Below are 20,738 nucleotides of genomic sequence, written 5' to 3' on the forward strand. Positions count from 1 at the left end.
GTCCGGCCCGCGTCTCCGGCGGCGCCCGGGAGGAGGTGGGGCTCCTTTGCGCGGTCTTTGCGGGTCCGGGGTGTGGTGCTGCCACGCCCTCCCGCACGAGGAGGGGACTCACACGGAGGTAAGCCATGACCACCACCCGCCGCATCCGCGGGGCGCTCGCCGCCCTGACCCTGGCCGGCACCGCCGTCCTCGGCACCACCGGCACCACCGGAGTCGCCCACGCGGCGGCGCCGACCCTCGAGGACTCGCACGCGAACCGGACCAGCCTCTACGCGGTCTCGTTCTCCACGACCGTCAACGACACCCCGGGGGACGCCTACTGCACGCAGCTGACCGCTCGGATCTACGACGCCAACCAGAACCAGATCGGCTCCGAGGTGAGCTACGGCTCGGTGTGCAGCGGCAGGAGCTTCCGCTTCTCGAGCCAGTCGATCTCGACGGCGCAGAACCGCCCCATCACCTTCGTGATGCTCACCGCCCGCCAAGGGGCGGGGGGCGAGCCGGTCTACGTATGGGCCCGGAACTTCTGACGGCGCCACCCGTGTCCGCCGTACCCCTGCGTGCCCGACTCTCATTGACCGCACCGAGCGGGTGACCCAGAGTTCTGTTAGCAGGGCTGCCACCTGGCGCCCGGGACGGTCGGTCGTGTTGGACTCCGAAGGCGTCGAGAGCCCCTCCTCCGAGCCGAGCGCGCTTCTGGTGGACGCCGACTCGCACGGCGCGATCGTCCTCGCCGGAGAGGAGCTCCTCGGCTACCGGCGCTCCGGCGGCCGTACGGACGTGGCGTGGCGGAAGCCTCTGGGCGACCTGGAGAGCTACGCGCAGCTCGTCTGTGGTGCGACGGCCCCCAGCCTCATCGCCAGTGGCGGCCTGCCAGGCGGTCCTGCGCCGAGCCCGTACGCGATCGGCGAGACCGGTGCGCCCGGCGCGTGGCTGTACGAGACCGGCGGGCTGAACTCGATCTTCGCCGCCGACGCCGAGGGCGCGGTCCGGCTGGTCTCGCACGCTGGGTCGGCGGACACGTGGTGGGAGCTGTCGTCGCGCCACTCCCCGGCTCATCGGATCCCCGACGCCGGCTCGGGCGGTGTGCTGTTTCCCAGGTCGACCGATCGCAGGGTCCTGACCGTGCGCACGAGGACCCGCGATGACGACGCGACCACCTTCGTCTTCCGGCGCCGGACCACTGGATGGCAGCTCGCCCTACGAGCGCCGGGCCGGGTCGCTGCCGGCGTCAGCGCAGACGGCGAGACGCTGGTCAGTGGCGCGACCCTGGTCCACCAGGGCCACACCTTCTCGATCCGGACCCGGATCGAGTACTCCGCATGCTCGCTCACCCGGACCGGTGTCGTCCTGACCCGGAACCTCAGCACACCAACCGGCCCCGCCACCGACCTCGCCGTACTCGATCACACCGGCCATGAGGTGGCGGCGCTCGCCCTGGCCGACGAGGCGACGGTCACGACCAGTTGGCTGTCCGACGCCTTCGCCGTGTCCCTGACCGCCGGCCGCGAGGTCCGGCTGTTCGACGGCGCCGGGCATGAGCTCGCGCGTCTGCCAGACCACGGGGCGTCGCAGTTCGACGAGCGAGGACACCTCTGCGCCCTCGACCGGCAGGGAGTGCCCACGTGGCACGACCCGGCGCAGCTGTCTGTGTAACCCGCACTCACTCCGGCTCGACGACCGCCGACCCGGCAGCCCCGACGACAGGCCGGTCGGGCGAGCCGGGGACGCTGAGGGGCAGGTCGACCGGGGCGTGCAGCTCGACGGTGATGCGGGTGTCGTCGACGTCGACGTCGTAGGTCAGGCCGGGGTACGTGCGGTGGGCGCCGACGTCGCGCAGGTAGGACCGCACGGCAGCGCGGGCCTGGGCCTCGGTGAGCTCGAGCCGGCGGTCGGGGACACCGCCCTCGTAGACGTCGCGGCCGGTGGCGCCCTGGTCGGCGCCGTGCAGCGCGGCGCCGTCGGCGAGGGTGTCGAGGCCCTGGCGCTGCAGGTACGCCGCCGACGCGTCGACCACGACGGCCACCGCCAGCGCGAGCACCGCGGCGAAGCCGATGATGAGCACCATCGAGGACCCGCGCTCGTCGCGGGCCCGGCGGCTCACTCGACCTCCTGGTACTGACCGACCGGCACCGTGTGCGTGGCGTCCAGCGCGAAGCTTGGCGCGTCCCCACCGAGCACGTCGGGCATCAGTGGCAGGTCGACGCGCGAGGAGACGTGCACCGTGATCACCGCTCCCCCGCTGTGGCAGCTCGTCCCGGCGGACTCGCAGGTGACGGTGACCGTGAGCGGCGCGCCGCTCAGGCCCTGGTCGGCGAGTGCCTGACGGGCGGCGGCCTCGGCGCGCCGCCTGCCCTCGGCGTCGTCGGGCGCCAGCGCGTAGGCGCGCCCGGCGGCGCGGGCCGCAGCGCTGGTCCCGAAGGCGCCCTTCTGCACCTCGAAGACCGACAGCACGATCCACAGCATCGGCACCAGCAGCAGGACGCCGAGCCAGGCCAGCTCGACGACGGCGCTGCCCTCCTCTCCCCGCGTACGGCGCGAGCTCACGGCGCCTCCTCGACCGCGTGGCCGCTGACGTCCAGCGCCACCGACGGGCCGCCGATGCCCAGCGCCGGGACCCGCGCGTGGATGGTCACCTCGATGGTGGCTGCGCCGTCGACCATGACCCGGCGCACCGTGACGTCCTCGGCGTAGCGCCCAGCGATCGCCGCCTCGACCTGCTCGCGCGTCAGCGCCGCCCCCTCGCCCGGGCCGCGGTCGGCGGTCGCCGCGAGACGGGCGCCCTCGGACGCGGCGGCGGCGAGGGAGTTGCGCACCAGCAGCACCAGCGCCACCTGCAGGATGCCGAGGAACAGCGGCACCAGCACCAGCAGCACCAGCACGAAGTCCACGACGGCCGCGCCGCGCTGGGAGCGCTCGCGGAGCCGGGCCAGCACTACTTCACCGAGTTGAGGGCATCGCGCAACATCTGGGTGAGCGCACCCTGCGCGACGCCCCAGATCGCCATCACGATGCCGGCCGACATCACCGTCACCAGCACCCAGCCGGGCACGTCGCCGCGTTCATCGCGTGACCGCGGCGCCACCAGGGCGACGTACAGCCCGATCAACATCACTGTGAGCTTCTCCATGACGAGCCTTTCCGAGATTCAGGGAGTGGTCAGGTTGAGGCCCACGACGCCGGGCCAGAAGGCGAAGAGGACGGTGACCGGCAGCACCACGAAGACGACCGGCACCATCATGAAGATCTCGCGGCGAGCCGCGACCTCGATCAGCTCGCGGCGCCCCGCTTCTCGTACGTCGGCGGCCTGCGCGTGCAGCACCTCTGCGAGCGGCGTGCCGCGCTCGACGGCGACCGCGATGCCCTGCGCGAACCGCGAGACCAGCGACAGCCCGCTGGAGGCAGCCATCTGGTCGAACGCCGTCGACACCGGCTCGCCGGTGCGCACGGCGGCCAGCACCTTGGCCAGGTCGCGGGACAGCTCGCCGCCGCTGCGCCGTACGACCCGGTCGAGCGCCGCGACCGGGCTCTCCCCCGCCGCCACCGCGAGCGCGAGCAGCTCCGCGACCGTGGGGAACTCCGCCAGGATCCGGCGCTCGCGGCTCTTGGCCTGGCCGCTCAGGTGGTGGTCGCGCGCCAGGACGCCGACCACGAACCCGACCAGGCACAGGACGCCGAGCGCCACCGCGCCGCCGGGATCGGTGAGCGTGCGCAGCAGTCCGTACGCCGCCACGATTGCTAGGCCGGCGAGCCCCCAGAGCACCTGCTCGATCCGGAACTCGTGCACCGTCTTGTCGATCGCCGCCCGCTCCAGGCGCCGCCGCACGGACGCCGCGCCGCCGAGGACCCGCTCGACGGAGTCGGCCAGCGAGCGCAGCACCGGGCCGAATACCCCCGCCGCCGCGGTGGTCGGCGAGCCGGACGCCACCCGCAGCGCCGGAGTGCGCCCGACCTGAGGGAGGTCCCGGACGTACGGCAGCACCCGCGTGGCCAGCTGTGGCCGCCCGATCACCCGCAGCCGCGAGCCGGCGAGCACCAGCCCGGCCCCGGCCAACGCGCCCAGGAGCGCACCCCACAGCAACAGCGTCACGACAGGATCCGCCTCTCCGTGGGCAGCCGGCCGATGCGCATCATCAGCCGGTAGGCGACCACGCACAGCACCGCGCCCACCCCGAGCACGAACGCACCCGTGGGCGAGGCATAGCGCCGGATCACCTCGGACTGGAACGACATGAACAGCAGCACCAGCCACGGCGCCGCGACCGCGAGCCGGGCGCCGTTGACCGTCCAGGCCTGCCGCGACTCGAGCTCCGAGCGAGTCCGCGCGTCGTCGCGCAGGTAGCCCGACAGGTTGCGCAGCAGCCGGCCGAGCTCACCGCCCCCCACCTCGCGGGCGACGCGCAGCCCTTCGACCACGCGGTCGCCGACCGGGTCGGCCAGCCGCACCTTGAGCCGGTCCAGGCTCTCCCCGAAGCGGCCGGTCACCTGGTAGTCCAAGGCGAACGCGTTGAAGGCGTCGCGCAGCGGCTCCGGCCCGCGCACCGCCAGCCCCGCCAACGCGTCCGGCAGCGACATCCCGGCGCGTACGGCGGAGGCCAGGTTGTCCACCGCCTCCGGCCAGACCTCGGCGAACTCCCGCTGTCGGCGCCGGGCGCGGCCCGCGACCACGGCGACGGGCAGGTAGCCGCCCATCAGGCCGAACGCGACCGACACCGGCGGCGTACGTGACACCACCTGCATCACGAACGCCGCCAGTACGCCGAAGACCAGGCACAGCAGGGCGAACGCCGTCGGTGACACCTCGCCGAGGCCGGCGCGCGCGAGCAGCTCGACCCCCCGACCGTCGCCACGCGAGGACCGGCGCGGCTGGCGCGGGAGGAAGAACGCCGACCAGACCAGCATCAGCCCGATGCCGACGCCGAGCCCGACCAGCGCGCCCATCAGCGGTCCTGGGCCAGGATCCGGTGGACGTCGAGACCGGCCCGCTCGAAGAGCTCCAGTCGCGGCGGCATCCCGTTGCCCCGAAGCAGCTCCCCGCCGCGGCGCTCGAAGACCGTCTCGGTCTCGATGATGTCGTTCTCGACCCGGCCGGGCACGCCGACCACCTCGTTGACCCGGCGTATCCCCTGCTCGTCGATCCCGAGGTGGACGACGAGGTCGACCGAGGCCGCGACGGTCGGCACGACGAAGCGCGCCGAGATGTTCTCGCCCGCCAGCAGCGGCAGCGTGCACATCTTGACCAGCGCCTCCCTCGCGCTGTTGGCGTGCAGCGTGCACATGCCCGGCAAGCCCGCGTTGAGAGCCAGCAGCAGGTCCAGGCACTCCTCGGCGCGGACCTCGCCGACGATGATCCGGCTCGGGCGCATCCGCAGGGCCTCCTTCACCAGATCGCGCAGCCGGATCTCACCGGTGCCCTCGAGCCCCGACTGGCGCGTCTGCATGGGCACCCAGTCGGGGTGCGGGAAGCGCAGCACAAACCTGGCGACACCACCGACAAGAGCAAGAGGCCCCGGCCGGAGCTGCAACTCCGATCGAGGCCTAAGCCCAACGTCCCCGAGGAGGACGAAGAACCATGACCACATCATCTCAGACCCCCACCCCATCACTGCGAGGCCGCTGATGCCGAGCAACCGGTGGGTACGCATGAACGGGCAAGAGGAGCTGCGCGCGAATCTGCGCGCGGCGATCAAGGAGGCAGGTCTCACGCAGTCGGGCGCTGCGGCCGCGGCGGGCGTGACGTACACGCACCTGACGGGCGGGCTGAAGGGAGACAACTGGCTCAAGCGGGAAGCGGTCGAGGCCCTCGCGAAGGTGTTGGGGACGGGATCGGCCGACCTGATGGGCGGCTCGATCTTCAAGGAGCAACGAGACCGCTACGCCGCTTTCGACCGCGCCCCTGACAGTGTCCTGGCCTGGCGCCAGGAGCAGGAGGCTGCCCAAACCCAGCGACTCGCGGATCTCGCGGAGGGACGAACGCGCGCCCTGTGCTGCGAGTGCGGGGCTCTGCGCACCTGCACAACTCGGGGCCTCTACCCGACCCCGGAGAACTCCTCGCCGGGTCCCCACGGGCGCTTCATCCGCACCCTGCACTGCTCGAGCTGCGACGCGCAGACCGTCCACGCGATCCTGCGGGCAGACGAGGACCGCGACTGCGCAGAGAAGTGGGACGCCGCACCAACCGCAAGCGACCTAGGCCGCAAGGAGCTGGACGAGCTGATCCAGAGGGTGACCAGCTTCGGCGTGGACATCCATCTGCGGCCCCGCGGGAAGAAGCAGCGCGCTCAGGAGTACGCCTGCCTCTACGAGTACGACGAATCCAAGTCACAGTGGCGCATCGAGGTCGATCCCAACATCCCGGTGCGGGCGCAGATCGAACTTCTGGACTACGCCTGGCGCAGCATCGCCATGAACGACTTCGGCGACGTCCAGTGGAACCCGAAGCAGGACGGCACCGTCCTGAAGCCGAGCGACTCCGGCTGGGCCCAAGCCACTGACGATCTCATGAGCGATCTCTCCCGCTTCCTCACACTCGAGCGGCGCCGACTGGTGCAACACGTCCAGGACCAAGTGGCCGCAGCCAACTCTGACAGAGACGCGCAGGAATGAGCACGACGGCCGAGGTCCCCATCGCCATCACCTGCCCGCCGTGGTGCGGCGGCGACCACCTGATCGATCGTGACGACGGGACGCATGTCGCTGACCGCGGTGTATGGCACAACTCAGCGATCGTGGACACCTGGACCGGCGTACACGCTGACGGACCGGACCCGATCGTTGTCCGTGTCCAGGGCTACCGCCATGACAATCCCGACCACCCCGAGGGCCCCGACCTCAGTCAGTGGCACGACGAAGTCGTAGTCGACGGCGACGTGTATCCCGGCTTCATGAGCAGCGTGCAACTTCCTGCAGTGGATGCGCGCCGCCTCGGCAGGGCCCTGATCGCTGCCGCCGACATCTTGGAGGCTCAGTCATGAGCGCGCCGACCTACGACCACGACGACCCCAGCAACGGCTACGAAGAGCCCGAAGAGACCCAGCTGCGGCTCAAGCTCGGCGTCCGTCCCACCTGGTACCGCGACGGCAAGCACGACCACCCGCACGCCCGCCCGTGCCCGACATGGTGCTGTCATGCCGACCGCCCCGGCGGGCACGACATCGAGAGCGATCACCCCATGACTCCCGAGCACTCGCTGGGCATTGCAGTCGATACGGTCGCGAGCCACTACGTCGGGGACCGCGAGAAGGTAGGCGACGGGTGGGTGGTCAACACCGCTCGGCTCTCCGCCGACCTCCAGCAGCTCGGCGATGGTGAGCCGCAGGTACAGGTCGCGCTGCATCACTACGTCGAGGGACGTCATCGCTGCGAGGAGCGCCTTCGGCTGAGCATCGAGGACGCCCGCGACCTCATGACCGCACTGAGGTACGTCATCGAGCTGGCGGACGACCAGCGATGACCCCCCTCTATCCCCCGCCCGGACGAGACCCACCGAGCCGCCCGCCGCGATGGCGGGCACACACGCAACGTCGCGCCGCAGGACCCGACGCGACGTGCTGCCCGTCCGTATCCCCCACCTAGAGAGCGCTGCCCACATGTCCACACGTGAAGATCCCGTAACAGACCCGCCCACCGTCGAGATCCTCGACGTCTCCCCCGCCCTAGCCGAGACCTGGCTGAGCCGCAACCCGAACAACCGCAACCTACGCAAGGCCGTGGTCGACGGGTACGCCCGCGACATGGAAGCCGGACGCTGGCGCCTCAACGGCGAGACCGTGAAGTTCTCCACCACCGGCCAGCTCTACGACGGTCAGCACCGCCTCAACGCCATCGTGCAGTCCGGCATGACCGTGCCCATGGTCGTGATCCGCGGTCTGGCGGACGACGTGATGCCGACCGTGGATGCGGGCGCCAAACGGTCCTACTCCGACGCGCTCAAGCTCTCGGGTGAGGAGAACACCTCCACCCTGGCCGCGGTCGCCCGACGTGCGGTGATGTGGGAGCGCGGGATGCGCACCAACACCGGAGCCATCCGGCCGACACCGCTCGAGATGGACGACTTCCTCGCGCGCCACCCAGAGATCCGCGCCTCAGCCGACCTCGCAGCACGCCTAGCGTCCCGAGAGAGGCTGCCGGCCAGCGTCATCGGGCTGTGCCACTACCTGTTCGCACAGATCGACCCGGACGCGGCGACGTGGTTCTTCCTGCGGGTCGCGGATGGCGACGGGCTAGCGGCCACGGACCCGATCGCTGTCCTACGCAGCCGGGTGACCAGGCTGCGCGTCAGCGGGGGCCGGATCAACGAGACCGAGGGCCTCGCGCTCACGATCCGGGCGTGGAACGCGCACAGAGACGGGTCAACCAGGACGAAACTGCAGATGCCTAAGGGTGGCCTGACGAACGAGAACTTTCCGACCCCGAAGTAGCAACGAAGATACGATCCCAACTCCACCCTGCGGATGAGAGACTCGGCGGCGTGCTCACCCACCTACTGAGCTTTGCGCCGCCTACGGTGACTGCCACGCCGCCCTGGGTGACCCCAGTGGTCGGCCTGGCCGGAGTGCTGTTCGGCGCTCTAATCGCTGGGGGCTTCCGCCTGCGTGGAGACAAAGTTGCGAGGCGCGCAGAAGCTCAGCGAACAGCACTCAACGACCTGCAAGAGGGTGTGCTCGATCTACGCACCGCCCTGCGCAACTACGGCAATGATCTTCCCCGGCCCAGCAATAAGCTCACGAAGGCCGTGGACTTAGCCAACGGCAGGGTTGACCTGCTCGTTCATCGCATCGAGCATCCTGAGCTACGTCACTCGGTGGCGACCTGGAGGACGATCGCACAGCAGTACTGGCTGGATGATCAGTCGGTCAGCATCAACGCTGAGGACGTCGCATGGAGGACCGTCCACTACAAAGCGGGAGTTGCGCTCAGCCAGCTCGACCGGCTTCTACTTGAGTGAGGGCGTCTTGAGCCGGTCGCCAAGTCCGTGAGCCCGCGCTGACTCCTCTAGGTCCACGACGAAATCCGGCCCCGAGCCGGTCACCTCAAGACGAGCGGCACCGCCCTCCCGGAGGAGGGCTCGAACGAACTCGTCGGCAGAGGACGGGCTGGCGGAACGCAGGTCTCGGGCGTTCAGCACGATCACGAGCCCTCGTGTCGGACCAAGCTCGGACACGAGCTGACGCACGCTGGAGCGGCCACCGATCAAGCGGGGCAACTTCAACTCAAGCTTCGTTTCCAAGAGGCTCACCGCCTACCATTTCCTTCGTCGTTGCGTCAAGCATAGTGGCAACACGCTGTGTGACACAGTAGGCCAACGCATGAAATTCCGTCGACATTCCGACGTCAGCACGGCATGGCGCCCTGCAGGATCGTTCCTGGCATCGGGATGCGGCTGGACGCTGGATACAACCCGAACTGGTTGACGCGCACAGCATCCCGGCCGCTGGCCATATGGATCGTGCCCCCCTCGCGGGTGACGACCTCCTTGGTTCTGTACACACCACGGCCACGGCCCGCCTCGTCGATCCGGGAAAGTCCACCCGCCTCGAATAGGTCCCTCATCACGTCGCCGGCCCTCTCATACCCGCGCCCGGCAAGAGGCTCGACGAGCCCCACCCCGGCGTCTCCAATGGCGAACGACACGCGAGTGCCGCCGTGGGTGGTAATCGCAGCAATGTAGCCGTGTTCACGCCCCGAATGGTCTGGGACGTTAGCCCCGATCTCACAGATCCCCTTGTGAATTGCCTCCGCAGACCTTGTCCCTCGCAGTCGCTCCTCCACAAGCGTTGCCAGCGCCGGTGGGGCATCCTTGCCGTCGAACCGCTGCAGTTCCAGCAGGTATCCCTCACGACTCCACTCGTTGATTGACGGCAGGTCATGGATGCCGTCAAAGTCTTCGATCAGCGTCCCCAAGTGCATCCGGCTCAGATAGCGGCCTCGCCTAGTATCGGCCGGCCCGATTAACTGCGGGGTTCGGCCGATCTGCCACTGGCTCTCGACGAAGGTGGCAATCGCCACTAGACCGGCGGGTTCGGTCCAGTCAAGAGCCCGAAGGTTCACGAAAGCCACGTCGGACTCGGGATCGCCGGGCTGTAGGCATGCCTGGATAGAGCCGGCACCCAATTGATGCGGCGCGACGAAGTCCAACGGAACAGGCACAGGTCACCACCCAACCAGACGACACTATGCGGGCAGTCGGTCCGGTCGGGGCGCGACCCGCCAAGAGCCTTTCCGAACTTGCTGACTCTTTGAGGGCTCCGCCGGCCCTATTCTCAGGTCGCGAGCGGATGTCGACGAACTGTGAGAGCCTCAAACCCGATTGAAGGGAAATGCTCATGGACAACTTTGGCCCAGATGTCTACGTTCCGACTTTGTGGACGCGGCGCGGCGAACGCACAGCGCTTGCCAGCCTTCCCGCAGCCGTGCGCTCTGCGATCAGGCCCCTGTTCGTCGTTGCCCCGATTGAGTTCGACTTTGACACTGAAGCCCCAAAGAAGACCTTGTCTGAGCACATGGCGAGCCTCCCGAAAGACCTGGTTGCTTGCTGGGGGATCGGGGACGTATTTGCGGACTTGAGCTACTTCGACGACGCACCTATGCCTAGTGGTCAGCATCCTCTGGACTGGTTATCCGAGGAGTGCGCCGCACTTGGAATGACCGTAAGCCCCGTAGTGAGCCATTCCAGCACGCCGGCCTATCGGGCGGCGGCCGGAGCCGCGGCGGCTCGCTCAGATGCTGGCGTTTGCCTTCGACTCACAATTCCTGAGTGGCCTTCCGCAACCGGGACGAGCGCGATTGATGACCTGTTGGACGACCTAGGGTGTGCACCCGAAGACGCGCATCTGATCCTCGACCTTGAGGAAGATGTCGGCGCGACAGCACGGATTGCTGCCGCCAGTGAGATACGCACGCTCCCGTACCTGGATGATTGGCGGTCGCTTGTCGTGACTGGCACCGCGATTCCCGAGACCATGCCGCAAGGCTCTGGGCTACACGTACTGCCTCGCAGCGAATGGGCTACTTATCTGTCCCTGCGCTCTCTCGTGAATCCCTTGCCACGTCTACCAACGTTCGGTGACTACGCAGTCGCAAGCACTAGCCCTGGCGCAGACGTCAACCCGCGATTCATGAACATCAGTGCCACTTTGCGCTACACGGCCACTCAAGATTGGCTCGTGGGCAAGGGGGGCCTGTGGAAGGGAAACGGCGGCAAGAGCCTCGGAGCTGCCGCCGTGCCGCCCGCCGCCGCCTTGATTGCGGGACACGCCGATTTCCTCGGGTCGGACCATTGCGATTTCGACGAATGGCTCGTCTCGGTCGCGGCCGGCACGGGTGGATCGAACCCCGAAGCCTGGCGGCGATACGGCACGCAGCATCATCTGCAGTTCGTCACCGAGCAGATCGCCAGCTTGCCCTAGCCCTCAGCTTCATTCGAACTGCGGTTCGTAGTTCGTGTAGGGGCACCTCGTCGGCAAGCCGTGACCAGATGGCCGTCCGAGGCTTACCGCGCACGCCTACATCCAGTCCTCGGACGGCCAACTCGTCGAGCGCCTCATCTCGCCACAGAAGCTGTACAAGGGAGTGCGCATCGATGCCCGGGTTCGGTTGGGGTTCGAGCCTGTCGACAAGGTCCACCTGTTCGCCGTCCCACCGAGCTTCGATCAACCCCCACCACGCCGGGAGTAACGGTTGGGCGTGTCCCACGTGGTTCTGCGCCACTACTAGCGTGGCGTGATCCAGCACACGAGAGTAGACCTCTACTTGCGCAGGCAGGCGTTTGAGAGTGTCTTGCGCTGACTTCAGCTCGTACCCCGAAAGTGCCCCATTGACCACGGCCACATCCACCCGCACTTGGCCGCAGAGCCCGAGCTCGTCCACCAGCAACGTACTTGCGCGATCGGCCGCATGTTCCGCCTCAAGCCGGCCGCGGAGGGCTTCTCGAACGTGGGCGTCGCGCATGTTCGGCAGTCTAGGCACAGGAGACATGGCGCTCCCCGCGAGTCTCCGCGGGTGAGTCGTTAGACGCCGTGGGACAATCGCGATTCTCACGCGGCCCCAGACCACGGACGCACAAGGATGGCACGGCCACCAGCGGCGCCGTTGACTCCCTCACGCCTTCACCATCGCCTGCTCGGTCGGGCTGACCATGCAGCAGTCCCGGAAGGGTCTCCCGGACTCGCAGCGGCAGGGCGTGTCCAAGTGCTCGGCGAGGTGGCAATCGAGGAAGGTCTTGCCGCTGCCGCACTGACAGGGCCCGAGTTGGGACGCTGGATGTTCGGAACCCGCGACCATCCTCGCCAGCTCGTCGCCCTCGTCGTCGAAGCTCCAGACCTTCTGGGTAGATGTCCACCCGACACCGAGGCGGGTATGGAGCAGGTCGCCGGCAACGTAGACCCGGCCGAACGGCCCCTTGAGGGACCTTTCTTCTCGTGCCAGCTCGGCCAGCACGACCCACTCGCCGACACTGTTCGGGACGGGAGCGAGCGGTTGGGCCAACCAGGCCTGTCGAGCCTCCTTGATCATGTCCGCGTCAACCTGAGGAAAGTTCGGTGCCTGCTGAGTCAGGAAGTCGGCGGTCTCCTCGTCTGCCCGGTAGGACACCGGCATTGGTTGCAGATGCACGCCCGTGATGGGGGTCGGCGTGAAGTCGCGCCCTGAGGAGTGGAGGTAGGCGACGAACTCGCCTGCGCGTTCGGAGAAGCCCACCACGATCAGGTGGCAGATCATCGCGATCTCGGCCCGGCCGGCGGCGCTCCGCTGCTCCCCGAGCGTCTTCCAGACACCCCGCATCTCATCGGCCATCTCGTCGGCCCAGACGTCGAAGGTCATCCCCTCCTCGCTGGAACGCGCCACGGCGAGCATCTTGGCGACCACCGTGAACTCACCGTCACCGCTGGCCGTGACTGCCGCCGAGAGGTGCGGGACCGTGATGACCTTCGATGTTCGAGCGAACCGTCGTGCGTTCGGAAGGTAGCTGGCGGTGTCGCAAACGATCTCGGCCTGGTCGCCTTTGCACGCAACTCCAAGGAACGTCATGCCACACCGCACAGATGCTCGATGAGGGACGGCATCTCAGTGGACACGACGTGGTTGTTGCTCGAGGACCCCGCGGCGAGCATGAGCGGGTCTTGACCGAGGCCCGCGTAGCCGCCCCTCTCGAACCACTCAACCCGGCCGTTGAACATCGACGCCGTGGTCTCGAGGATGCTCTTGGCGCGCGGACGACGGTGGTCGTTGCGCAGCGGGATGTACGCCTCGCCGCCAGTCTCCGGCTCCGCCCAGACGCGGGTGTGCGCCGGGGCGATCTGCGGCTGGTGGGCGTTGAAGATGTCGCCCATTGCGCTGCCGGTGCGCAGGGGCGCGGGGCCACCGCCGCGGTTGCCCTCGGTGCGGATGGTGCGGATGTAGGTCGTGGCGGTGTCGCCGTTGAGGTCCAGGAGCATCCGCCTGGTGTCAGCGATGACGGCCTTGGCTGCGGCGTTCTCGACTCGGATCTTGGGGCGCGGGTTCGCGCGGTCGACGTCCTCGAGGTTAGACATCATCTTGTCGAGGTCGCGCAGCGCCGAGGCCACCTCTGCGTCGACCTTGGGCGTGGCGCGCTTCTTGCCGAGAGCGTCAGCCTTGCCCTTGGTGCGGTCGAGTTTGCCGTCAGCGCCCTTGGTGTCGGCGTCGACCTTGACCACGGGGTCCATGAGGCCCAGGCGCACAAACTCGTCGATAACGCGGCCCACAGCCTCTTGAGCCCTGGGGCCGGTCTCGGCGAACTTCAACAGGCTGTCGCGGGCACCGGCCATGAAGTCCCGACGCTTCTCGACGTCCTTGATCTGGGAGGAGACCTTGAGGATGCTGGCCGCGACCTCGTCCAGCGCCTTCGCATTGCCGGGCTGGAAGCCGTTCTTGAGCACCTGGCCGAACTCGCGCAACTCTGCGTTGTACTCACGGAACGCCGCTCGCTTGTCGAGCCAGCCAGCCATCCGTGCGAGCGCCCCGGTGAACGCCTCCGCGTCGCCTGCTGCGACTCGGAACTGCTGCGCCGTCATGCCCAGGCTTTGAGCAAGATTGTCGGCTAGGCCGCCACCCTGGCGCATGGAGTCAGACAGGCTGTCGAGCGCAAAGGAGCCCTCGGCGCCCGCGTTCGTCAGAACGGCGTTGACGCCCTTAATGGTGCTCTTGATGTCGCCGCCGATCTGCTGGAACACGTTCTCGCCGGCCTTGTCGCGGCCACTGAACAAGGTGTCGACTGCGGCGTTGGTGTCCTTGACCTGCGCCTCGAGCTGCGCGTAGGCGTCCTTCTGCTCAGCTTGCGTGCCGTTTCGCGCGGCATCGTTCGCCCGCTCGATGGCTACCGAGAGTTCGTCGTTCGCGGAAACGAGGTCCATGGTCACGCCGACCGCGGCGCCCGCCGCTGCACCCCAGAGGCCAGTGCCGGACATGATCCCGGCCATCGTCATCATCGACGTGTTCGAGAGCCCGACTTTGTCGTCCAGGTCCGTCGAGGCCAGGGCGACCATGCCAAGCCCGGCTGCCACCTGGGGCGCATTCGCTCGCAGGGTGGCAAGGCCGGCGTTGAACCGGCCTCCCGCGCCGACAGCCGACTTCTGCGCCGCAGCCAGTCGGGTCGTCGCGCCAGTTGCCAGTGCGGCGGCGCGGCTGTAGACGCTCAGGCCGGCGGCGGCGGTGAAGAACAGGGTGCCCAGTGGGCTGGCGGCGAGGTTGCCGATCAGGTCCAGCATCTGCGTCAGGATCGGCAGGATGACGTCCCCGACTGGGGCGGCGGCGGCAAGGATCTCCGCGAACGTGACTGCGATCTGCCCCAAGAGATCTACGGCGCCGGGACCCGACTGCTGGACGTAGTCGAGGAGTTTCTGGAAACCGTCGTTGCTGGAGAGTCCCGCGGACCATTCCGCGAAGGCCTCGGACACCCCGAGCAGGCCATTCGAGAAGTCGGAGGTCAGTGGGCCGAGACCGACGAGCAGGTTGGCGAAGCCGTTGGCGAAGTTGCCCATGGTCTGGCCGAACTCGGTGAGCAGCGGCCCGGCTTCGTCGTCGAGATAGGTGAAGAACGCTTCCCAGTCGCTACCCGCGAGATCCGCGCCGGCATCCGAGGCCAGTCCCCCGGCCGCCGCGGCGATCTCGGAGATGATGCCGCGCACCTGCGGGAGCATCGTCATCAGGCTCTCGATGCCCTCCTGGGCGCCCGGCAGGAGCCCCTCACGGGCGGCCGTCTGGAGCGTGGAGAGTTCGGCCCCCAGGGAGTCGATGTAGGTCAGGAACTCCGCACCGGCAGGACCAAGCTTCTCCAGCTCCACCCGCATCGCTTGCAGGTTGTCCGAGGTCGGCTCGAGCTGGTAGGCGTTCACAGCCTTCAGGGCGTCAGACATCCCACTGAAAGCCAGCACCGTGACGCCCACACCACCCGCTACGGCACCGAGGTGAGCCGTCAGCCCAGCCATCACACCGATCAACGGAGCGCCGAGCGGAACCAGCGCCGGACCAAGGATGGAGGCCGCTTGAGCCAGGTAGGCGAGCCGGCCAGAGAGGCGGTCGATCTGCCTGCCGCTGCGCTCGGAGGAGTCGCCGACACCGCGGATCGTCTTGTCGGTCCGCGCCATCTCGCGGTCGCTCTGAACCGCAGACCTGGAAAGGCTGTTGAGGTTCTTGTCGAGCAAGGCCGCCGCAGCAGCGGCGCGCGCCATCTTCGATGTGAAGTGGTCCTCAAGCTCGAGTAGGACGCGTTCGCGGCGAGTCGCCACTCAGATCACCTCCGCCGACTCGGTGGCCTCCTGGTTGGCGGCCTTGAGCAACACTGCGAGAGCGCTGACCATCAGCGCGCCAGGGATCTGCTCATCCGAGCCCTTGATCGCGAAGTGCTGGGCCACGGTCGCGAACATCGCGGCGGCGTGGCCCTTCTCGCCGGCAGACATCCCGAGCGCCTCCCGCACGATCGCGAGGAGCTGCACCTGGATCGGCTCAGGCAAGTTGTAGAGCTGCTGTGCGGGGGTCATGGACGCCGCCCCTTCATGGGTGTCGGTAGTAGTGCCGTCGGTTCGGCTTGCAGTGCTGGGATGTCAGCGGTCGTGCAGCCCGCGCGAGCAAGCCGTTCATCCACCACGGCGGACCTGCCTTCGCTGATGAGAAAGGCAACGCTCCAGGGGGCACCGTGGGGCACCGCAGCTCGCAGGTCCGCCGGGTCAAGGTCGGCCTCCGCGCCCCAAGAGTCGCGGGCCGTGGAAAACCGCCGCATGGCAGACGAAAGCGGGCTTTCAGCGGCGCGATCCGCCCAGATCTCGACACAGCGTCCGACCAGCAACGCTCGAGGAATATTGCCAGCGGTCCGCTCCTCCACGGAGCGGCGCGCCCTGGCCTGTCGCCGGGCGCTCATTCGGCGATCCGCCATCCTAGAGAGGTCATCGCGCGGGGGGTCAGCCCAAGCGACTCTGCGGCGTAGCGGGCCTCTTGGGCCTGCCACGCCGATGCCGAGTCGGTGAAGATCGCCGTCTCGTAGATGACCAGGGCGGCCACCGTTCCGCGTGCGGTCTCATCCCACTGGGACGCCTGGGGGCTCCCCCACAGCTCAGCCCAACGCTCAAGTTCCTGGTCACTCCACTCGCGACCCCGCGGCGGGGCCGGAGTGGGGAGCGCGCAGCCTGAGGCAGGGAGGTCGATGAGCGCCTGACGAGACCCGACGTTGCCGCGGTGGGCGCGGCTGTAGGGCTTCGCGGGGTTCTTCTTGGGCGGCATCTGTCAGGGCCCCGTTGGGGCTGATTGGTCGACCGAACAAGGAATGCCCTCCCCCGCGGTCCTCCTCGGCGCCCCCGGGAGGGAGGGCGAACGGGATAGGGTCGGCGCCCTCACGACGCACCACCGCGCAGGAGCTGGGCCAGGAGTGCCAGGTCTTCGTCGGAGTAGCCCGGCGGACGAGCACGTGCCTGAGTGACCTCGGTAGGCATGTTGGCCTGCCAGGACTTGCGCCCCTGGATGGTGTTGAAGTCCTCGAGGGGCTGCTCCCCCGCCTCAGCGCGTCGGCGCTGCTCGTTGGCGTGGGCAACGCGGTCGTTCTCGGGGTTGTAGTAGGACTGGTACTCCGCCTCGTCATCGGCGGCGCGCTGCTCGGGCGTGCGGGTGTCGAGGTCGGTGTTGTTGAGCCAGTCCTCCACGCGTGCCTGAGCGTCGCGCCAACCTTGGTGATCCACTACCGCCTCCGAGATCCCGGCGAACTCCTCGAACCACCGGTGCACGACACGGATGTCAGGCTCTGCCGCAGCGGCATGGCGTACCCCAGCCGGCAGCCTCAGTAGCAACTCAGGGTCAATGCCCGAGGCGGTGAAGGCGGGCGTGTCAGAGGTTCCCCCGGCGAACATCTTGGGCGGCTCCTTGACGGCGGATACCTGCTCGAATCGCACCGGGTCGATCAGCTTCGCGCGGTCAGCGAACGGGTTGGGCGCATAGGGGTCGATAGGCACTCAGATCACTCCAAACTTCGTGACTACGCCGCGCTCAAGGAGCGCGGCGGCTTCCTGTGGGTCCACCCAGTCCGGCAGGGTTTCGCCCTGCGTGAAGATCCAGGCACGTCCGCTCGGGTCCTTGAGTGCGCAGTCCTTGTCCACCTCGTAGTGGACGGCGCCTCGCTGCAGGATCATGCGCCGACCTCCACGATCAGCCCCTCCGAGAGCAACCGCTGCGCGTTCTCGGAGGTGATCCACCACGGCAGGACCTCGCCGCGGCGAAAGACCGTCACGTTGGCGCCTCCGATGTCACGCGGCGCGGTGAGCTGGATCGTGGGGCTCGCGCACCGGTAGGTCTTCGTCTCGGTCATGCGTGGCCCCCAGCGAGTGCTGCGGCACGCATGCGGGGTGACTGGAAGGACTGCGGGTAGACGGCCTCGCCAGGCTGGGAGCGCCGCAGCTCGTCCGGGTTCAGTCCGTTGACCCACGCGTTGACGCGATCCCGATAGGCCGCAAGTCCGGGGTGATCGAGCACCGCGTACTTCACCCGCTCGTGCTCGGCCACGGCGCGCTCGATCCAGTCCAGCAGCTTCGCCGTGTCGCGTTCAGATGCCGCCGCGTGCCGCATCGTGAACGGCAACTCCTTCAGCATCTCGGGGCTGAGACCGCTAGCTGTGAACGGAGGCAGATCGCCGCCTGCAAACAAAGTCGGGGCGGCCTGGCGCTCCGTGGCGGCCCCAAACACACCGGGATAGCTTGCCGAGAGGTCGGTGACATACGGGTTGGGGCCGTATGTGTCGACTCCTAGGAGGGCGCCGTTCCATCCTGCGGAGTAGGCGCCGGCGAGCTCGAGGCTCATGAACATCTGACCCATGTCAGTTCTCCTTGCTGGATTGCGTCGCCGCAGCGAGCACGAGGTTCTTGTCGTATGTCCACCGACCAGCGAGCTTCCGGCCACCCAGTTCGTCAGCTCGAGTGCGAACCCAGCGGGTAGAGATCTTCATGAGCTGAGACGCCTCCTCGGTGTCGATCCGTTCGGACACTTCTGACTGTGCCGAAGTGGGACCACCGCGGAACTCCGTTACCGGAACTGCGGAAGCCTCCACCGCCCGGCGCATCACATCGAGCAGGGAGGACAGCCGACGACTAGGGGAGATGCCGTCCCGAACTTCGGCGGCTTGGACACCCCGCAGAGTCACCCGATAGACATCGCGCAGTGCTTGGCCTCGAAGCACCAACGCGTCACCAAACACCTGGACCTCCGGAGCATCAACCAGGACGCCGGCAGACGCGAGCGCCTTGGCATTGCGCCCACTCACGACGCGGGCCCTTCGTGGTCTGGGCAGTACCAGTCCCCGCCGTCGAAGGTGCGGACGTGCCTGGCATCGATCATCAGACCCGCCGAGCACCCCGGCTGACTGCAGTCGGCCCACGCGATTCCCAAGTCCCTCACCGGGTCCCCCGCTCGTCGGGGCGCAGGCACTCGTCAGTGATGGTCTCGAGCACGTGGAGGACGTCAGTGAGGCGATCGGCCAACGTTTCGCGGTCGATGAGCAGTTCACCCTGGGTCGAGAGCAGGTCGTAGCGCACGCGGTCTGCGAGGCTGTCGAGCCGGTGCGGATAGCACTCGAGGATGCTCCCGTCCGTGCCACGTCGGCAGGTACGGCACGTCTCGCGCGTGCGTGGCTGAGCGCGTCGGCTGGCTAGATCGATGACGGTCGCGCTCATGCGGTCCTCCTGCGGGAGGTCGGGTGGTTGGCGCAGTCCTCGGGGCACGGGCTCGCTTCGTCATGCCACTGGCAGCCGCGAGACGAGGCGGCGACCGGGTGCTCTGCGATCTCCTCGTAGCTGCCAAGAACCTGACGATCTGCGGCCGGCGAGACGCGTGAGGACGGTGCCGGGTCACTGAGGTCAGGCGTCCTATAGGTAAGGGGGGACGCCATGTCCCCCCTTGTGGGGGGTACCTCTGACCCGTAAGGGGGGACAAACGCGCGATACGTAATCAGGCACGCTGTGTCCCCCCTTACGTTCATCGCCTGGAACGCGGCGGGGCGTCCGAAGGTGCCCGGATTGACCTTGCTGAGATAGCCCTTGGCCACCAGCCGCTGGGTCAACTTCTTCGCGTTCGTGGGCGAGGTGTGGAGGGCTCGAGCGAGGTAGTCGTAGTGCAGGGCGAAGTGCCCACGCTCGTCCATCCCCCGGCTGCCCGGGCGCCGCTCTCCGTCGACGTACTCGGTGGCCAGGTGCACGACGGTCAGCAGGAACAGCCTCTCGACAGCGCCGAGATCGTCGTTGGCGAAGGCATTGCGGACGATGACAGGACGCCGGTCAGCTCGGCTCATGCGACATCACCCCGAGACCACTCGGCCCACTCGCGCTCGATCTCGTCAGCGAGTCGCGGATCTGGTCGGAAGCCGGCACCCGTCCAGGACTCACGATGTGCTGCGGCGCGTGCGAGGTACTCGGTATCTTCGGTCGCCTTGAACGCCTCACGCTCGAAGCGGATCTCGGCTTCCAGGCGCTCGATGAGGTTGTCCCCGTCGATCGCCCAGCTTTCGGCCGCGCGGACCACCGATGCCCACTTCTCCGGCCCCTCAGGCAGTGCCAGCCACTCGGGGGTGCCGTAGGCCGGTCCGGGCTTGGGGATGCGTGAGAAGTAGCCGTAGGCCCACGCTCGCCGGGCCTCCGCCGGGCTCACCACAGTCCCCGGCCGGGGTCAGGCTGATCGTCGTTCAACCCGACTGGTGGGTTGAACGCGACGTCCACCCGCGGCGCACTGGAAGACCGGGAAGCCGGTGCCCCAGTGATCTCGACGGCATACCCACGCCGCTCGGCCAACGCCACCAGATCGTCGAGCCGCCGGGGCGAGGTGACCCATCGGCGGGTCCGCGTGTTCCAGACAGGTGGTCGGCCGGCGCTCTGCGTGTGCAGCTCGCGTACCGAGTACCCGCCGAACTCCACACAGTTCTGGTTGATGTGAACAATCTCGAGGCGCTTCATGCGGCCACCTCCCGGCAGACCGGGCTCATCTCAAGCGCGACGGACCTCCGCGCCGTGAGTCGATGAGAGCAGCGCGTGCAGCGGACGATGTCCGAGTCGGGGACTACACTGAGATCGTTCTTGATCGCCGTCGAGACGCTTGCCGCTTCCACCTCTGCCGGGGTGGGGCGGCTTTCTCGTTCCCTACGCGGCTGCATCTGGCCCCCCGAGCCGCATCGGGAGAGGCCGAAGCAGTGACGCGATGCGATCGCATTGTGCCGCGGTCAACGGCGGGGCTTCGGCCACCGTCTTCCGCACGTAGTC

Annotated in this window: 30 protein-coding genes; 8 read left to right on the forward strand and 22 right to left on the reverse strand. The window is 68.2% G+C overall.

The window, feature by feature from the left end:
• The first annotated feature begins 125 nt into the window (after window positions 1-125).
• Window positions 126-530: a hypothetical protein gene (locus LQ940_RS16370; RefSeq protein ID WP_231242918.1), complete on the forward strand. Its 405-nt coding sequence runs from the start codon at window positions 126-128 to the stop codon at window positions 528-530.
• Window positions 531-645: 115 nt separating this feature from the next.
• On the forward strand, window positions 646-1,656 hold the full coding sequence (locus tag LQ940_RS16375) for a hypothetical protein (protein WP_231242917.1): 1,011 nt from the start codon (window positions 646-648) through the stop codon (window positions 1,654-1,656).
• 7 nt (window positions 1,657-1,663) lie between these two features.
• Here the strand turns inward: LQ940_RS16375 and LQ940_RS16380 are convergent, their stop codons facing one another.
• From LQ940_RS16380 to LQ940_RS16410, 7 genes are read right to left on the reverse strand one after another with little or no spacing between them, the layout of a single operon-like run.
• Window positions 1,664-2,104: a pilus assembly protein TadG-related protein gene (locus tag LQ940_RS16380; protein ID WP_231242916.1), complete on the reverse strand. Its 441-nt coding sequence runs from the start codon at window positions 2,102-2,104 to the stop codon at window positions 1,664-1,666.
• Window positions 2,101-2,547: a hypothetical protein gene (locus LQ940_RS16385; protein WP_231242915.1), complete on the reverse strand. Its 447-nt coding sequence runs from the start codon at window positions 2,545-2,547 to the stop codon at window positions 2,101-2,103. Before LQ940_RS16385 ends, LQ940_RS16380 begins: the two co-directional genes overlap by 4 nt.
• A complete protein-coding gene (locus LQ940_RS16390; protein WP_231242914.1) occupies window positions 2,544-2,936 on the reverse strand; it encodes a TadE/TadG family type IV pilus assembly protein in 393 nt (130 codons plus the stop codon). Before LQ940_RS16390 ends, LQ940_RS16385 begins: the two co-directional genes overlap by 4 nt.
• Complete coding sequence (locus tag LQ940_RS16395; protein ID WP_231242912.1) at window positions 2,936-3,130, reverse strand: hypothetical protein; 195 nt, start codon at window positions 3,128-3,130, stop codon at window positions 2,936-2,938. The genes LQ940_RS16390 and LQ940_RS16395 overlap by 1 nt, the downstream gene beginning before the upstream one ends.
• Window positions 3,131-3,148: 18 nt before the next feature.
• Window positions 3,149-4,090 carry a type II secretion system F family protein gene (locus tag LQ940_RS16400; protein WP_231242910.1) on the reverse strand — a complete coding sequence of 314 codons (942 nt, stop codon included), beginning with the start codon at window positions 4,088-4,090 and terminating at the stop codon, window positions 3,149-3,151.
• Entirely contained in the window at window positions 4,087-4,941 is an 855-nt protein-coding gene (locus LQ940_RS16405; RefSeq protein ID WP_231242908.1) for a type II secretion system F family protein, read from the reverse strand. Before LQ940_RS16405 ends, LQ940_RS16400 begins: the two co-directional genes overlap by 4 nt.
• Window positions 4,941-5,441, reverse strand: a complete 501-nt coding sequence (locus LQ940_RS16410; protein ID WP_231243177.1) for an ATPase, T2SS/T4P/T4SS family — start codon at window positions 5,439-5,441, stop codon at window positions 4,941-4,943. Before LQ940_RS16410 ends, LQ940_RS16405 begins: the two co-directional genes overlap by 1 nt.
• A 202-nt stretch (window positions 5,442-5,643) precedes the next feature.
• Between LQ940_RS16410 and LQ940_RS16415 the strand changes: the two genes are divergently transcribed.
• From LQ940_RS16415 to LQ940_RS16435, 5 genes are all read left to right on the forward strand, one after another.
• Window positions 5,644-6,606: a helix-turn-helix domain-containing protein gene (locus tag LQ940_RS16415; RefSeq protein WP_231242906.1), complete on the forward strand. Its 963-nt coding sequence runs from the start codon at window positions 5,644-5,646 to the stop codon at window positions 6,604-6,606.
• Window positions 6,603-6,974 (forward strand): hypothetical protein, encoded by a 372-nt coding sequence (locus tag LQ940_RS16420; RefSeq protein WP_231242904.1) that lies wholly within the window; start codon window positions 6,603-6,605, stop codon window positions 6,972-6,974. The genes LQ940_RS16415 and LQ940_RS16420 overlap by 4 nt, the downstream gene beginning before the upstream one ends.
• Window positions 6,971-7,453 (forward strand): hypothetical protein, encoded by a 483-nt coding sequence (locus LQ940_RS16425; protein WP_231242902.1) that lies wholly within the window; start codon window positions 6,971-6,973, stop codon window positions 7,451-7,453. The genes LQ940_RS16420 and LQ940_RS16425 overlap by 4 nt, the downstream gene beginning before the upstream one ends.
• Window positions 7,454-7,547: 94 nt before the next feature.
• The gene (locus LQ940_RS16430; protein WP_231365035.1) at window positions 7,548-8,420 is read left to right on the forward strand and encodes a hypothetical protein; all 873 of its coding nucleotides are present in this window, start codon (window positions 7,548-7,550) and stop codon (window positions 8,418-8,420) included.
• A gap of 50 nt (window positions 8,421-8,470) precedes the next feature.
• Window positions 8,471-8,947 (forward strand): hypothetical protein, encoded by a 477-nt coding sequence (locus LQ940_RS16435; RefSeq protein ID WP_231242898.1) that lies wholly within the window; start codon window positions 8,471-8,473, stop codon window positions 8,945-8,947.
• A 386-nt stretch (window positions 8,948-9,333) separates the two neighbouring features.
• Here the strand turns inward: LQ940_RS16435 and LQ940_RS16440 are convergent, their stop codons facing one another.
• Window positions 9,334-10,137, reverse strand: coding sequence for a hypothetical protein (locus tag LQ940_RS16440; protein WP_231242896.1), 804 nt, complete (start codon window positions 10,135-10,137; stop codon window positions 9,334-9,336).
• Between the two features lie 188 nt (window positions 10,138-10,325).
• Here LQ940_RS16440 and LQ940_RS16445 point away from each other — a divergent pair, with 188 nt between their 5' ends.
• Window positions 10,326-11,408 (forward strand): beta family protein, encoded by a 1,083-nt coding sequence (locus LQ940_RS16445; RefSeq protein ID WP_231242894.1) that lies wholly within the window; start codon window positions 10,326-10,328, stop codon window positions 11,406-11,408.
• On the opposite strand, the gene LQ940_RS16450 is transcribed toward LQ940_RS16445, so the two are convergent.
• The 14 genes from LQ940_RS16450 to LQ940_RS16515 form a co-directional block, all read right to left on the reverse strand.
• Window positions 11,380-11,976 (reverse strand): sce7726 family protein, encoded by a 597-nt coding sequence (locus LQ940_RS16450; protein ID WP_442939772.1) that lies wholly within the window; start codon window positions 11,974-11,976, stop codon window positions 11,380-11,382. The genes LQ940_RS16445 and LQ940_RS16450 overlap by 29 nt on opposite strands.
• A 123-nt stretch (window positions 11,977-12,099) precedes the next feature.
• The gene (locus tag LQ940_RS16455) at window positions 12,100-13,026 is read right to left on the reverse strand and encodes a hypothetical protein (RefSeq protein ID WP_231242892.1); all 927 of its coding nucleotides are present in this window, start codon (window positions 13,024-13,026) and stop codon (window positions 12,100-12,102) included.
• A complete protein-coding gene (locus LQ940_RS16460; RefSeq protein ID WP_231242891.1) occupies window positions 13,023-15,743 on the reverse strand; it encodes a hypothetical protein in 2,721 nt (906 codons plus the stop codon). Before LQ940_RS16460 ends, LQ940_RS16455 begins: the two co-directional genes overlap by 4 nt.
• Complete coding sequence (locus tag LQ940_RS16465; protein WP_231242890.1) at window positions 15,744-15,995, reverse strand: hypothetical protein; 252 nt, start codon at window positions 15,993-15,995, stop codon at window positions 15,744-15,746.
• A gap of 373 nt (window positions 15,996-16,368) precedes the next feature.
• A complete protein-coding gene (locus tag LQ940_RS16470) occupies window positions 16,369-16,512 on the reverse strand; it encodes a hypothetical protein (protein WP_231242889.1) in 144 nt (47 codons plus the stop codon).
• A gap of 329 nt (window positions 16,513-16,841) precedes the next feature.
• On the reverse strand, window positions 16,842-17,453 hold the full coding sequence (locus LQ940_RS16475; protein WP_231242888.1) for a hypothetical protein: 612 nt from the start codon (window positions 17,451-17,453) through the stop codon (window positions 16,842-16,844).
• Window positions 17,454-17,630, reverse strand: coding sequence for a hypothetical protein (locus LQ940_RS16480; RefSeq protein ID WP_231242886.1), 177 nt, complete (start codon window positions 17,628-17,630; stop codon window positions 17,454-17,456).
• Window positions 17,627-17,806 carry a hypothetical protein gene (locus LQ940_RS16485; protein ID WP_231242884.1) on the reverse strand — a complete coding sequence of 60 codons (180 nt, stop codon included), beginning with the start codon at window positions 17,804-17,806 and terminating at the stop codon, window positions 17,627-17,629. The genes LQ940_RS16480 and LQ940_RS16485 overlap by 4 nt, the downstream gene beginning before the upstream one ends.
• A complete protein-coding gene (locus LQ940_RS16490; protein ID WP_231242882.1) occupies window positions 17,803-18,309 on the reverse strand; it encodes a hypothetical protein in 507 nt (168 codons plus the stop codon). Before LQ940_RS16490 ends, LQ940_RS16485 begins: the two co-directional genes overlap by 4 nt.
• Before the next feature lies 1 nt (window position 18,310).
• Window positions 18,311-18,754, reverse strand: coding sequence for a hypothetical protein (locus tag LQ940_RS16495; protein ID WP_231242880.1), 444 nt, complete (start codon window positions 18,752-18,754; stop codon window positions 18,311-18,313).
• A 130-nt stretch (window positions 18,755-18,884) separates the two neighbouring features.
• A complete protein-coding gene (locus tag LQ940_RS16500; RefSeq protein WP_231242877.1) occupies window positions 18,885-19,163 on the reverse strand; it encodes a hypothetical protein in 279 nt (92 codons plus the stop codon).
• Window positions 19,160-19,777 carry a hypothetical protein gene (locus LQ940_RS16505; RefSeq protein ID WP_231242875.1) on the reverse strand — a complete coding sequence of 206 codons (618 nt, stop codon included), beginning with the start codon at window positions 19,775-19,777 and terminating at the stop codon, window positions 19,160-19,162. Before LQ940_RS16505 ends, LQ940_RS16500 begins: the two co-directional genes overlap by 4 nt.
• Window positions 19,774-20,133 carry a hypothetical protein gene (locus LQ940_RS16510; protein ID WP_231242873.1) on the reverse strand — a complete coding sequence of 120 codons (360 nt, stop codon included), beginning with the start codon at window positions 20,131-20,133 and terminating at the stop codon, window positions 19,774-19,776. The genes LQ940_RS16505 and LQ940_RS16510 overlap by 4 nt, the downstream gene beginning before the upstream one ends.
• The gene (locus tag LQ940_RS16515; RefSeq protein WP_231242871.1) at window positions 20,130-20,435 is read right to left on the reverse strand and encodes a hypothetical protein; all 306 of its coding nucleotides are present in this window, start codon (window positions 20,433-20,435) and stop codon (window positions 20,130-20,132) included. The genes LQ940_RS16510 and LQ940_RS16515 overlap by 4 nt, the downstream gene beginning before the upstream one ends.
• Window positions 20,436-20,738 lie beyond the last annotated feature (303 nt).

Source organism: Nocardioides sp. cx-173 (assembly GCF_021117365.1).
Lineage (GTDB): Bacteria > Actinomycetota > Actinomycetes > Propionibacteriales > Nocardioidaceae > Nocardioides.